Source organism: Peptoniphilus sp. DNF00840 (assembly GCF_001553125.1).
GTDB lineage: Bacteria > Bacillota > Clostridia > Tissierellales > Peptoniphilaceae > Peptoniphilus_A > Peptoniphilus_A vaginalis.
Genome location: NZ_KQ960201.1, coordinates 20,089 through 34,389, shown reverse-complemented (window position 1 = coordinate 34,389; position 14,301 = coordinate 20,089). Strand labels below are relative to the sequence as shown.

General features: G+C 35.9%; 10 protein-coding genes and 2 riboswitches. Of the genes, 9 read left to right on the top strand and 1 reads right to left on the bottom strand.

What is annotated here, in order from left to right:
• The first annotated feature begins 40 nt into the window (after nt 1-40).
• Nucleotides 41-138: riboswitch (TPP riboswitch) on the top strand.
• A gap of 26 nt (nt 139-164) precedes the next feature.
• The 4 genes from thiC (at nt 165) to HMPREF1864_RS03465 (ending at nt 4,342) form a co-directional block, all read left to right on the top strand.
• The gene (gene thiC / locus HMPREF1864_RS03480; RefSeq protein ID WP_062571459.1) at nt 165-1,466 is read left to right on the top strand and encodes a phosphomethylpyrimidine synthase ThiC; all 1,302 of its coding nucleotides are present in this window, start codon (nt 165-167) and stop codon (nt 1,464-1,466) included.
• 54 nt (nt 1,467-1,520) lie between these two features.
• A riboswitch (TPP riboswitch) is annotated at nt 1,521-1,624 on the top strand.
• Between the two features lie 28 nt (nt 1,625-1,652).
• Complete coding sequence (gene thiW / locus HMPREF1864_RS03475) at nt 1,653-2,147, top strand: energy coupling factor transporter S component ThiW (protein ID WP_062571458.1); 495 nt, start codon at nt 1,653-1,655, stop codon at nt 2,145-2,147.
• 10 nt (nt 2,148-2,157) lie between these two features.
• Nucleotides 2,158-2,964, top strand: coding sequence for a bifunctional hydroxymethylpyrimidine kinase/phosphomethylpyrimidine kinase (thiD, locus tag HMPREF1864_RS03470; RefSeq protein WP_082718907.1), 807 nt, complete (start codon nt 2,158-2,160; stop codon nt 2,962-2,964).
• Nucleotides 2,954-4,342: a hydroxyethylthiazole kinase gene (locus tag HMPREF1864_RS03465; RefSeq protein WP_062571457.1), complete on the top strand. Its 1,389-nt coding sequence runs from the start codon at nt 2,954-2,956 to the stop codon at nt 4,340-4,342. Before thiD ends, HMPREF1864_RS03465 begins: the two co-directional genes overlap by 11 nt.
• 280 nt (nt 4,343-4,622) lie before the next feature.
• On the opposite strand, the gene HMPREF1864_RS03460 is transcribed toward HMPREF1864_RS03465, so the two are convergent.
• Complete coding sequence (locus HMPREF1864_RS03460) at nt 4,623-6,614, bottom strand: urocanate hydratase (RefSeq protein WP_197415053.1); 1,992 nt, start codon at nt 6,612-6,614, stop codon at nt 4,623-4,625.
• A gap of 651 nt (nt 6,615-7,265) precedes the next feature.
• Here HMPREF1864_RS03460 and hutI point away from each other — a divergent pair.
• From hutI to uvrB, 5 genes are all read left to right on the top strand, one after another.
• Nucleotides 7,266-8,531, top strand: a complete 1,266-nt coding sequence (gene hutI / locus HMPREF1864_RS03455; protein ID WP_062571455.1) for an imidazolonepropionase — start codon at nt 7,266-7,268, stop codon at nt 8,529-8,531.
• A gap of 333 nt (nt 8,532-8,864) precedes the next feature.
• Nucleotides 8,865-10,244 (top strand): Na+/H+ antiporter NhaC family protein, encoded by a 1,380-nt coding sequence (locus HMPREF1864_RS03450; RefSeq protein WP_062571454.1) that lies wholly within the window; start codon nt 8,865-8,867, stop codon nt 10,242-10,244.
• Nucleotides 10,245-10,392: 148 nt separating this feature from the next.
• Nucleotides 10,393-10,530, top strand: coding sequence for a hypothetical protein (locus HMPREF1864_RS08485; protein ID WP_156435950.1), 138 nt, complete (start codon nt 10,393-10,395; stop codon nt 10,528-10,530).
• Between the two features lie 159 nt (nt 10,531-10,689).
• The gene (locus HMPREF1864_RS03445; protein ID WP_062571453.1) at nt 10,690-12,291 is read left to right on the top strand and encodes a gamma-glutamyltransferase family protein; all 1,602 of its coding nucleotides are present in this window, start codon (nt 10,690-10,692) and stop codon (nt 12,289-12,291) included.
• An 11-nt stretch (nt 12,292-12,302) separates the two neighbouring features.
• Nucleotides 12,303-14,294 carry an excinuclease ABC subunit UvrB gene (gene uvrB / locus HMPREF1864_RS03440; protein ID WP_062571452.1) on the top strand — a complete coding sequence of 664 codons (1,992 nt, stop codon included), beginning with the start codon at nt 12,303-12,305 and terminating at the stop codon, nt 14,292-14,294.
• The last annotated feature ends 7 nt before the right edge of the window (nt 14,295-14,301 follow it).

Below are 14,301 nucleotides of genomic sequence, written 5' to 3'. Positions count from 1 at the left end.
GCATATTATTTTTAAAAATAATATGATTTAAAAATTAAATAAATAAACTTATGGGAGCAATATGCTGAGAGGAGTTAAGACTCGACCATTTTACTTGTTAGGATAATGCCTTGACAAGGAAAAGTATTATTACTCCTATAATTTTATAGGAGGTTTTTTTATTTATGAAGTATGCTACTCAAATGGAAGCAGCAAAGAATGGATTTGTTACAGAAGAAATGAAAATTGTAGCAAAGAAAGAAAATGTGTCTTGCGAATACCTGTTAGAGAAGATAGCATGTGGTGAAATTGTAATTCCAAAAAACAAAAACCACAAGTCAATTTCTCCAGAGGGTATTGGAACTGGACTTAGGACTAAGATCAATGTAAACTTGGGAATCTCTAAGGACTTAAATGACATTGACATGGAAATGGAAAAAGTTGACATGGCATTAGCTATGGGTGCAGAAGCCATAATGGATCTTTCAAATTATGGCAAGACTCAGGAGTTTAGAAAAAAGCTAATTGAAAAATCTACAGCCATGATAGGAACAGTTCCAATGTATGATGCAGTTGGATTCTTAGACAAGGGTCTTTCCTACATTAAGGCAGAGGAGTTTTTAGACGTAGTTAGAAATCATGCTGAAAATGGTGTCGACTTTGTTACAATTCACGCAGGAATTAATAGGGCAAATTCAGAAATATTTATGAGAAATAGACGTGTTAATGAAATTGTATCTCGTGGTGGTTCTCTTCTCTTTGGTTGGATGAAGATGAACAATCAAGAAAATCCTTTTTATGAATACTATGATGAACTCTTGGATATTTGTCGTGAATATGATGTAACTCTTTCTCTAGGAGATTCATTAAGACCAGGTGGGATTCACGATGCAACAGACCCATCTCAAATAGCAGAGCTCATTACACTTGGAGAACTTACAAAAAGAGCCTGGGAGAAGGATGTGCAGGTAATCATTGAAGGACCAGGTCACGTGCCAATTGGTGACATCGAGATGAATGTGAAACTTCAAAAGAAACTTTGTCACAAGGCACCTTTCTATGTATTGGGACCTCTTGTTACAGATGTTGCACCAGGTTATGACCACATTACATCTGCAATTGGTGGTGCAATTGCTGCAGCTTATGGAGCAGATTTTCTTTGTTATGTAACTCCTGCTGAACATTTAAGACTACCAGATGTCAAGGATGTTCGTGAAGGTATTGTTGCTTGCAAGATTGCAGCTCACGCAGGAGATATTAATAAGTTAAAGGACGCAAGAGCTTGGGATCTTGAAATGAGTAAGAGACGTCAAAAAATTGATTGGGATGGCATGTTTGAAATTGCACTTGATAAGGAAAAGCCAAGAGAGTACAGAGATTCATCAATGCCTGAAGAAGAAAACACATGCACAATGTGTGGCTCAATGTGTTCCGCAAAAAATATGAACCTAATACTTGAAGGTAAAGATATAAAAATAGAATGTTAATTCACTAATATATTATTAAAGAATTGCTAGCGTAAAAAAATTAATTAGAATAAAAAAATAAAAATAGGGAGCTTGTTGACAGGCTGAGAGGAAATTGTTAATTTCGACCGTTACCTGATTTGGATAATGCCAACGTAGGGATATAAGGACTTTAGCTGCTCTGTCAACATTTCTCGGGAGGTTAATATGAAATCAAATACTAAGAAGTTAACAGTGGCAGCTTTTTTTGTTGCCCTTGGAGTTGTTTTTTCCTTTGTAAATATACCTGTAGGTCTTGCCAAGTGTTATCCAGTTCAACACATGGTTAATGTTTTATCAGCTGTCCTATTGGGACCCCTTTACTCAGTCCTAGTTGCCTTTTGTATTTCACTTATTAGGAATATGTCTGGAACAGGATCCTTAATGGCCTTTCCAGGTTCAATGATTGGTGCGTTTTTTGCAGGAATTTTATTTTACAAGACAAGGAAACTTTCTCTTGCCTTTTTGGGCGAAGTAATTGGTACAGGACTTATTGGTGCACTTTTAGCTTATCCTATCGCCAAGTTTGTCTTAGGAAAAGAAATGGCATTATTTGGAATGATTATCCCTTTTTCTGTAAGTACACTTGGTGGATCAATAATTGCCATAATAATTATTTTAAGTATTAAAAACACAGGACTTAACAAGTATTTCAACTTATAAGGAAGTAGAAATGGAAATAAAAAAAATTCTTACAATAGCTGGATCTGACTCCAGTGGTGGTGCAGGAATACAAGCAGACTTAAAAACTATAAGTGCCTACAAGTATTATGGGATGAGTGCGATTACAGCCATAACAGCTCAAAACACCTTGGGAGTTCAGGCTTCACTAAGTCTTGATGAAGGAATACTTAGGGAGCAACTAGAATCTATTTGTGATGATATTCTTCCTGACGCTGTAAAAATCGGAATGGTTTCAAGCCCAGGTCAGGTAGAAGTTATAGGCGAAGTAATTGATAAATATTTGAAGGGTGTCCCCCTTGTTTTAGATCCAGTTATTACATCCACAAGTGGCTTTACCCTTGTGCCTGATGATAGTGTAGAGAAGATGAAGGAAGTTCTTTTTGATAAAGTTACCTTAATAACTCCAAATCTTATTGAAGCTGGAATTATTTATGGAAAAGAAATTGAAAATATTGACGATATGAAGGAAGCTGGCAAATTTTTATTTGAAAAATATGGGACAGCCTTCTTAATCAAGGGTGGACATCTTGAGGGGTCAAAGGATGACCTTCTTTGCCATGAAGCTGGCATCTTTCTCATAGAGGGAAAGAATATTGAAAATAAAAACACACATGGGACAGGTTGCACTCTTTCCAGTGCCTTGGCGTGTGAGCTCAGCAAGGGAAAAGATCTTCTCCATGCAGTTAGGTCTGCGAAAAAATATTTAAGTGGAGCGATATCCTTTGGCTTTGATATAGGAAGGGGCAGAGGTCCCTTGTATCATTTTTATAATTTGAGTGATAAAGATGAAAATTAAATGCAATTTAAGAAAACTAAGGGACAAGGCTCCCTTGGTACATATTATTTCCAATGGAGTTACCAGGGGAAGGGTAGCTGACTTTGTCCTCTCTACAGGTGCGAGTCCAATGATGGCAGAGTATTCAAAAGAAGTATCTGAAATCACAAAAAAAGCTTCAGCCCTAGTTTTAAATATGGGAATGTTAAATGAAGATAAAATTGAAGCAATTAAAATTGCAGGGAAAACAGCAAAAGAAAATAATATTCCCACTGTTCTTGATCCTGTTGGTGTTGCTTCTAGCAAGATAAGAAGAGATTTAGCAGAATATCTTCTTGATAATTTTAAGTTCAATGTCATTAGGGGAAATTTTAATGAAATCAATTATTTGGTTGGGGGTCAAGCCTTTGCTGGCATAGATTCAAGAGACAAAAATTTATCGGAAGAGGACTTTAAAGAACTTGCAGTGAAGATGAATGAAAAAAGTGGAGCAACTGTAGTTGTAAGTGGCAAGTATGAAGTAATTGCTAACTCTCACATGCTTATTTCTATACCTGGTGGTCATGATGATTTTAGAAAAATAAGTGGGCTTGGGGATATGGAATCAGCGATGATAGGCTCACTTTTGGCGACACCTATGTCAAACCTAAAGGCTTGTGCCATTTCGGCAATATTTTTAAGACAGCTTGCAAGAGAAGTAATAGTTGATGGAAGTATAAAGGCTCAAGACATAATAAGTAAAGTTCAAAAGCTTGAGGAAATAAGTGGAGAAATTGAAATTTTATCGCCAAGCTATAAATTTAAAAAGCCAAGTTTATATGGAATTTCTGATGGTAATGATTTGATGAAAATAAAAAATGCCACAAGAGCTGGGATGAAAATTTACCAGCTAAGAGATAAGACATCAGAGGAAGCTTTGCTTGGAGAAAAAATTTTAAAGATAAAAAAGGAAATTGAAGAAGATTGTCTCTTCATCTTAAACGATAATTTAAAACTTGCAAAAGAATATAAGACATCCCTTCACCTGGGACAAGATGATGAAGAGATTTCTCTTGCAAGAAGAATTCTGGGTAGAGACCCAATAATTGGAGCAACTGCAAAAACTCCTGAGCTTGCCATAGAAGCAGAAAATATGGGAGCATCCTACCTTGGTTCCGGTGCCTTTTTTGAAACGGAAACTAAGAGGGATGCATCAATGATTAATCTAGAAATTTACGAGGAAATAAGAGATAGCATTTTAATACCAGCCTTCCCAATAGGTGGTATAAATTTGGAGAACCTAGACTTGTTTAAGGGGGTAGAGATACCTGGCCTTTGTATGTCTAGTGGAATTTTTTCCCTTGAAGAGAATGAAGTGGAGAAAAATGTAAGAGAAATAATAAAAAAGTTAGGTGATTAATTGCCTATACAAGAAAACATCTGTGGGATAAATTCTTACAGATGTTTTTCTTTGCAAAATTTTAATTATTTCTTTCCGCTGTGTCCTTAATATTATTTACGCAAAGGCTGATGTCGAAGAGGACTTCAGTGTAAGCTTAACAAATCCTCTTTAAAATAATTTTTTTTAACTTCTCTTTGAAGTAAAGTTATAAATTTGATTTTAAAAGTTTATAAAGTCCATTACAAGAGGACAAAAACAAAACCCCACAGAGTCCTGCGGGGTTTAAGATATTTTGATATTAGTCAAGATTTAGTGAATTAACAGCCTTATCAATTAATTCATCCTTAACAAAGTAAGGAAGTGTGATGTGTCCAAATTCGTTATCTTGGTTAAATTCTTTTGATACTTCAATTGCGTGTTCGTTTCTAGCCCAGTTACGTCTAGCAACACCACTCATAACGTCCCAAGTAAGTGAAAGATCGATGATTTCGTCAACCATTTCAGATCCGTCAAGAACTAGACCGAATCCACCGTTAATTGATTTACCAATACCAACTCCACCACCATTGTGAAGAGCAACTAGTGACATACCTCTAGCACAGTTTCCTGCGAAACATTGTGTAGCCATGTCAGCTGTTACGTTAGAACCATCTTTAATGTTAGATGTTTCTCTGAATGGTGAGTCTGTACCAGATACGTCGTGGTGGTCACGTCCCATCATAACAGGACCAATTTTTCCTTCTCTAACAAGTTCGTTAAACTTATGAGCTATTGCAACTCTACCCTTAGCATCTTGGTAAAGAATTCTAGCTTGAGTACCAACAACTAATTGGTTCTTTTCAGCGTCTCTAATCCAGTTGTAGTTGTCACGGTCTTGGTATCTTCTGTTAGGGTCGATACATTCCATAGCTGCGTGGTCAGTAGCAACTAAGTCTTCGTGTTTACCGCTTAGGCAAACCCATCTAAATGGTCCATATCCATAATCAAATAGAAGTGGTCCCATGATGTCTTCAACGTAAGAAGGCCAAATAAATCCGTCTTTATCGTCTCTACCGTTCTTAGAAATTTCTTTAACGCCTGCATCATATACAGCCTTTAAGAAAGAGTTACCGTAGTCGAAGAAGTAAGTTCCCTTTTCAGTAAGTTTCTTAATAACTTCAAAGTGTCTTCTAAGAGTTTTATCAGCAAGTTCGTGGAATTTCTTTTTATCAGTTCTTAATAGTTCAGTTCTTTCTTCGAAAGTGATTCCTACTGGACAGTATCCGCCATTATAAACGTTGTGGCAAGAAGTTTGGTCAGAAAGTAGGTCAATATGAACATTTTCTTTTTCCATATATTCAAGAAGGTCTACGATGTTACCGTGGAAGGCAATAGAAAGAGCTTCTTTCTTTGCAAAAGCATCTTTAGCAAGCTTAACAGCTTCTTCAGGGCTTTCAGCAAGTTTCTTAATCCAGCCTTGTTCAAGTCTAGTTTCGATTCTAGAAATATCAACTTCAGCGATGATAGAAACAGCGCCAGCGATATCTCCAGCCTTACCTTGAGCACCAGACATTCCACCAAGTCCAGAAGAAACGAATAATTTACCAGCTAGGTTATCTTCATTTCCAAGACCAAGTTTTAATCTACCAGCGTTAAGGATTGTGTTGTATGTTCCGTGAACGATACCTTGTGGTCCAATGTACATCCAACCACCAGCAGTCATTTGACCGTAGTTAGTAACGCCCATTTCTTCAGCAACTTCCCAGTCTTCAAGGTTGTCATATTCACCGATCATAAGACCGTTAGTGATTATAACTCTTGGAGAGTTCTTTCTTGATTTAAATAGTCCAAGTGGGTGACCTGAAGCCATAACAAGAGTTTCGTCATCGTGCATGATTTGAAGATATTGTTTAATTAGGTTGTATTGCATCCAGTCATGACAAACTGAACCAGTTTCTCCATAAGTTACAAGTTCGTATGGATATAAAGCAACATCAAAATCTAAGTTGTTGTCGATCATTACTTGGAAAGCTTTACCAGCTAAACAATTTCCCTTGTATTCGTCAATTGGTTTACCGTAAATTCTTCCTTCAGGTCTGAATCTGTATCCGTAGATTCTTCCTCTAGTAGTAAGTTCTTCTAAAAATTCAGGAATTAGTTCTTCATGATATTTTTCTGGGATATATCTTAGAGCATTTCTAAGAGCAATCTTAGTTTGATCCTTTGAAAGTCTAAATCCTCTATCAGGAGCTCTTCTAATTCCTTGTTCAAAAGATTTTTTTTCTGGAAGGTTTGAAATTTCTACCTTCATTATCTTTTGAACTTCTGCGTTATGATTATTTATCACTTTTATCAACCTCCATTTAATTGACATTATAAATTAAAATTTTTGAAATGTAAACACAAAGGGAAATTAATTTCCTAAAAAATTAAAAATATATAAAAAAAACAAATGAATTTCTTGAGTTGTCTTTAAAACTAGTATGTAAAGGACACTTTTACTTAAAATATGTGATTAATTCACCGTGATAAATTGAAAAAATGAATCGTTTTCAAACATGGAGAAGGAGTTTGAAAGATAAACGATAAAAAGTTTAATGATTTAAATAAAAGTTTATGGACTTGCAAATAATTCTTGAGTCGCAAAAATTTATAAAGTCGCAAGAATTTATAAAGTCGCAAGAATTTATAAAGTCGCAAGAATTTATAAAGTCGTAAAAATTTATAAAGTTGTAAAAATTTATAAAGTTGTAAATATCTGTTGAGTTAGAAAAAATAAGAAATAGTTTTTATTTCGAAGAAAAGTTTTTCTTGAAATTTTATTTTGAAAATTTCTATAGAACTAACTAAAAAAAGCCAACTAAAAAAACGTAAAAACTTTTTAAGAATCTAAATAAAAATATTTTCATATTTATTGGGTATATAATTTGTGTTAATATATTGACAGAAAAAGGAGGAATTTATGAAAGCGGATAAAATATTAGTTAATCTTGAACAGGTTTTCTCACCAAGGGACATTGGTAGACCACTTAGGGGAGAAGAAATGAACCAAGCTGACATCTTAAAAAATGCTTACATTGCTATTAAGGATGGCAAGATCTTAGAAGTTGGCGAAGGTAATGGCTACGAAAAATTAAAAGATGACAAGACTGAAATAGTTGATCTTACAGGCAAGACTGCAACTCCAGGTCTAATTGATGCCCACACTCACCTTGTATATGGTGGGAGCCGTGAAAATGAATTTGCCATGAAGCTTAATGGAATGGAATATCTTGAAATTCTTGAAGCAGGTGGAGGAATTCTTTCTACACTAAAGGCAACAAATTCAGCAAGCTTTGATGAACTTTATGATAAAACAAGAGACCTTCTTGAACACATGCTAGTTCATGGTGTAACTTCTGTTGAAGCAAAAAGTGGTTACGGAATCACTCTTGAAACAGAATTAAAGGAACTTGAAGTTCTTAAAAAATTAAATGAAGATTTCCCAATAGAATTGATTACAACCTTTATGGCAGCTCACGTTATTCACGAAAAGTACAAGGATAACCCAGACGAATATGTTGACATTGTAATCGACATGATGCCAGAAGTTGCAAAGAGAAATCTTGCAGAATTCTGTGACGTATTCTGTGAAAAGGGAGTATTCACAGCAGAACAATCTGACAGAATTCTTGAAGCTGCAAAGAAACATGGCTTTAAATTAAGAATTCACTCTGATGAAATTGAAAATGTTGGTGGAGTAGATGTTGCTGCTAAGGTTGGAGCAGTTTCTGCAGAACACTTAATGGTAGTTGATGATAAAGAAATTGAAACTCTTTCAAAGGCAAATGTAATTGGTAACCTTCTTCCAGGAACAACTTTCTCACTTATGTTAGACACTTATGCTCCAGCAAGAAGAATGCTTGACAAGGGAATGGCAATTACACTTTGTACAGACTCCAACCCAGGATCATGTCCAACAGCAAACCTTCAGTTCATTATGCAACTTGGCTGCCTAGAAATGAAACTTACACCAATTGAAGTTTACAACGCAGTAACTATTAACGCTGCTTACTCAGTTGATAGGGCAAAAACTATTGGATCCTTTGACAAGGGCAAGAGGGCAAACATTACAATCTTTGATGCACACAACATTGACTATACACTTTACTTCTTCGCAACAAACCTCTGTAAACAAGTTTATATTGACGGAGAACTAGTTGTTGAAGATAGAAAGTTAGTAAAATAATTAAGCGGGAAAACAATATAGGATTTAAAACAAAGGGGCTTTGGTCCCTTTGTTTTTTTATGAAAACATATTGTTTATTGAAAAAAATAAAAAATACAATAATCTTGATAATAAAACATTTTTGTAGTTTGTGAAGAAAATTAAAAAAATAAAGTACCAAAAAAAGCTTTAAAAATCAAGGAAATTAAGAGAACGAAACAAGGTTTGCTTTAATAAGTTAATACAACACTTTAAGTAGTAGATTGTATTATTTAGTTAAATGCAGAATTGTATTATTGACAAAAACATAAGAGTATGAGAAAATAAAGAAAACATTTTCAAAGGAGGAATAATATGTTGTTATTTAACCCCGTAGTAGTATCAGTATTACTACTTGTAGTATTATGTATGTTAAAACTTAACGTACTACTTTCACTGTTAGTAGCAGGTGTTGTTGCAGGATTAACTGCAGGCATGCCACTATACGTATTTGATGCAGATTCTTGGCAAGCAAATACAATTGGAAAGCTACCAGGATTTGGAACTGAAGGCGATCCAATTATTGGTACAATAATTGGCGGTATGGGAACAATGGCAGAGACAGCTCTTGCTTATATCCTAATTGGTATGTTCGCTTATTCAATTGGTAAATCAGGACTTATAACTATACTAGCTCAAAAGCTTTCTAAAGTTGTAGGAAATAATAAATTCTATTTGATTTTCCTTATAGCATTTATTTCAATTTTCTCACAAAACCTTTTACCAGTTCATATTTCCTTTATTCCTATTCTAATTCCACCTCTACTAGGACTTATGAATAAGTTAAAGATTGACAGACGTGCAGTTGCATCAGCTCTTTGCTTCGGATTAAAGGCACCTTACATTACAATCCCAGCAGGATTTGGACTTATCTTCCACAACATTATTGCATCAAATATGACAGATGCAGGTATGCCAACAACAGTTGCAGATACTCAAAAAGTAATGTGGATTGGTGGATTTTCAATGTTAATTGGTTTAATCTTCGTTGTATTTGTTCTTTACGGAAAAGACAGAGAATATGAAGATCTTGAAATCCCAGGAGTTATTTCTCTTGATAAAGAAGTTCACATGACAGCACAAGCTTGGGGAGCTTTAATCGCAGCCCTAGCAATGCTTGTTGTTCAAATCATTACAACTAACCTTCCATTCTCAGCATTAATCGGAATTATCTTCCTATTAATCACTCGTTCAATTAAATGGAAAGAAATTGATGAAATGGTTAGCGGTGGACTTGACCTAATGGCATTTATCGCATTCGTTATGCTAATCGCAGGTGGATATGCTAACGTTCTTAACACATCTGGTGCAGTAGTAAACCTAGTTAACGATACAGCATCTATTATGGAAGGAGCTTCACTTGTAGTTTCTTCAATTGTATTGCTAGCAATTGGTCTTATTATTACAATGGGTATCGGTACATCTTTCGGTACTATTCCAGTAGTAGCAGCAATCTATGTTCCACTAGCTCAACAATTAGGCTTCTCTAAACCAGCTATTATACTTCTAATTGGTATAGCAGCAGCTCTTGGAGATGCAGGATCACCAGCATCTGACTCAACAATGGGACCTACATCTGGTCTTAACGCTGACGGACAACACGATCACATTTGGGATACTTGCGTACCTACATTTATCGCATTCGACGTATTCCTAGTAATCGGTGGTGTAATCGGAGCAGTATTATTATCTTAATAAGATAAAATTAAAAATTGACTTTAGTCATTTAAATGCGGGCAGCTAATTAGCTGCCTGTTTTTTTGTCGATTTTTTGAAGGGGAAGATGAGATTATTATCTTTGGGGAATTTTTTATAATTTACTAAGTTGTAGAAGGCTATAGGTTTGCGAAAAAATTATAACTTTGTAGTTTTTTATGACTTTATAAAGAGAAGCGACTTCACAAGATTTTATGACTTTATAAAAGGTAAGGACTTAATGAAAGTTTATAAAGTCTTAAAAGTTGAATTATTTACACTTTAATTATAGAATTAACTTTGTTAGTAGATACTTGTTGATAGAGTTAGCAATATGAATTGAAATGTAAATTTTTAAAGACGAATTTGATGAAATTAGTTAATCTGCTTTTGTTTAAGACTTTATAGAAGATAAACTTATAGAAATATTTTAAAGGATGATAAAATGAAATTTGATTACAATGCCTATCCCTATCCTTCCACAAGGAGGACAATTTTTGGCAAAAACGGAATGGTGGCAACATCGTCACCCTATGCGACAAGTGCTGGGGCAAAAATTCTTCTTGAGGGAGGAAATGCCATTGACGCTGCCCTTGCCACATCAATGACCTTGCCAGTAGTTGAACCTACAGGTAATGGATTGGGATCAGATATGTTTGCCTTAATTTATTTTGAAGGCAAACTCTATGGGGTAAATGCCAGCGGCAGAAGTCCTAAGAATATTTCTATTGAAAAGTTAAGAGAAAAGGGCTATGATAAAATGCCTTCATGTGGGGTAAATGTAATTAATACGCCGGGACTTATTGGTGGAGTAATGAAACTTCATGAGGACTTTGCCAGTCTTAGTCTCGATAAAATTTTTGAGCCTGCAATCTCTTATGCAGAAGAGGGCTATCCAGTTACTCCTCAAATTGCAAAACTTTGGGGAGAAAGCGTGAAAAAATATAAAAACTTAAATAGGGATGAGTTCGAAGAATTTTTTAAGTCCTTTACTATAGATGGGAGGGCGCCAAGAGCTGGAGAAGTTTTTAAGTCTCCAGACATGGCAAGGACTCTGAGAGAAATTCGCGACACTAAGGGAGAATCTTTTTACAGAGGAGGGCTTGCAGAAAAAATTGCAAGTGAAGTTGAAAGGCTTGGTGGCTTTTTAAGTCTTGATGACTTAAAATACTTTGAAGCAAGATATGTTGATCCAATTTCCACAAACTACAAGGGAATTGACATTTGGGAAATACCACCAAATGGTCATGGGATTTCTGTCTTAATGGCTCTAAACATTTTAAGTGAAATGGAAATAGAAGATTGTGAGGACCCTAAGGCCCTTCACAAGATTATTGAGGCCATAAAATTATCTCTTACTGATGCCAAGACCTATGTGGCTGACCCTGCTAAGATGAAAATTGAAATTGAAAGACTCTTGTCAAAGGACTATGCCAAGGACAGGAGATCAAAAATAAGTGACAGGGCAAAAAGTCCTGAAGCTTTTAAAATTAATTCTTCTGACACAGTTTATTTTGCAACAGCCGACAAGGATGGGAACATGGTTTCCATGATTCAATCAAATTACTCCGGCTTTGGATCAGGCATTGTTGTCCCTGAAACTGGCATAAGCCTAAATAACAGGGTTGAAAATTTTTATTTTGAAGAAGGACTTGCCAACTCTCTTGAGGGTGGAAAGCTTCCTTATCACACAATAATTCCTGGTTTTATGACAAAAAACAATGAAGCACTTGGAGCCTTTGGGATAATGGGAGCCTTTATGCAACCACAAGCCCATGTTCAAGTTCTTATGAATATGATAGATTTTAATTTAAATCCACAAGCTGCCCTTGATGCACCAAGGATTATGTGGATTGATGACAAAAAAATTCAGGTAGAGAAGGACTTTAGACCTGAAATAATAGATGAACTTAAAAAACTTGGCCACGAAGTTGAAGTTGTAAGTGACTTCAAAGACATGGGTAGGGGCCAGATTATTTTAAAAGATAAAGACGTATATATTGGTGGAACAGAAAAGAGGACGGACTCCAATATTTTTTCTTATTAGAAGGTGATTAAATGAAATTTAAAATTCATTCTGAATACAAGCCCACAGGTGATCAACCTCAGGCCATTGATAAGTTAGCTGAGGGAATCAAGAAGGGCTACAAGCACCAAAACCTACTTGGGGTAACAGGTTCGGGCAAGACCTTTACCATGGCAAATGTAATTGAGAGAGTTCAAAAACCAACTCTTGTAATTGCCCACAACAAGACTCTTGCCTATCAACTTTGTTCGGAGTTAAAGGAGTTTTTTCCAGAGAATGCTGTGGAATTCTTTGTTTCCTATTACGATTACTATCAACCAGAGGCCTATGTGCCAGGGACTGATACCTTCATTGAGAAGGACTCCTCTATTAATGATGAAATAGATAAGCTTCGTCACTCTGCCACTATGGCTCTTTTCGAGAGGAAGGACGTAATTATTGTTGCATCAGTTTCTTGCATCTATGGTTTAGGGGACCCAATTGACTATGAAAAGTTGGCAATCTCTCTAAGACCTGGCATGATAAAGGACAGGAACGAAGTCATGAGCAAACTTGTTGACATCCAATATGTGAGAAATGACTATGAATTTAAACGTGGGACCTTTAGGGTTCGTGGAGATATTTTGGAAATCTTTCCAGCTTCTTCATCAGAAAACTCTATTAGGGTTGAATTTTTTGGAGACGAGATTGATAGGATAACTGAAGTAAATGCCTTGACAGGTCAAGTTCTTCATTATCTAAACCACGCCTACATTACTCCGGCATCTCACTTTGCAACTTCAGAAGAAAAGGTAAAGCGTGCCATTGTTACAATAGAAGAAGAACTCGAGGAAAGACTCAAGGTCTTAAAGGACCAAGAAAAACTTTTAGAGGCTCAAAGGTTGGAGCAAAGGACTAGATATGACTTGGAAATGTTGTCTGAGATGGGGTTTTGCTCTGGTATAGAAAATTATTCAAGACACCTATCAGGTAGGGCGCCAGGTTCAAGACCCTATACTTTAATAGATTATTTCCCCAAGGACTTCTTGACAATAATTGACGAGTCTCACCAAACAATTCCACAAATTAGGGGGATGTACAATGGGGACAGGGCTCGTAAGGAAACTTTAGTTGAATATGGTTTTAGACTTCCTTCGGCTTTAGACAACAGGCCTTTGAGATTTAATGAGTTTGAAGAAATGATGAACCAATGCGTTTATGTTTCTGCAACTCCAGGACCCTATGAACTTGAACACACTGAGCAAGAGGTTGAACAAATTATTAGACCAACTGGTCTTCTTGATCCAATAATAGAAGTAAGACCAATTAAAAATCAAATTGATGACATAATTAATGAAGTGAATGGAGCCATTGAAAGGGATGAAAGAGTCCTCATCACAACCCTAACTAAGAGGATGTCTGAAGATTTATCAAGGCATTTAAAAGAAATTGGGTATAAAGTAACCTACATGCACTCTGATGTTGATACCTTGGAGAGGATGAAGATAATAAGAGACCTAAGACTTGGAAAGGTTGACGTCCTAGTTGGGATTAACCTATTGAGAGAAGGTCTTGACCTGCCAGAGGTTTCAAGAGTTTGCATACTTGATGCAGACAAGGAAGGCTTCCTTCGTTCTGTCACATCACTTATCCAAACTGCTGGTCGTGCAGCGAGAAATGCTGATGGAAAAGTTATAATGTATGCTGATACTATAACTCCTTCCATGAGGATAACTATTGATGAAACTTCTAGAAGAAGAAAAATTCAAGAAGAATACAATGAAGAGCATGGTATCACTCCAAAGACCATAGTCAAGAGTGTTCGTGAAGTCATAAATACTGCCATTGCTGCAGAAGAGTCCATTGACTTTAAGGATATTAAAGATGAAGAAAATGAATTTACTAAGGATGAAATTAATGAAATGATAGATGCCCTAAAACCTGAAATGTACAGGGCAGCAGAGGAACTTGACTTTGAAAAGGCAGCTGAAATTAGGGACAAGATAAAGGATCTAAGGGAGAAGAAAAAATCTGCCCTCCTTTAAAGAGGTG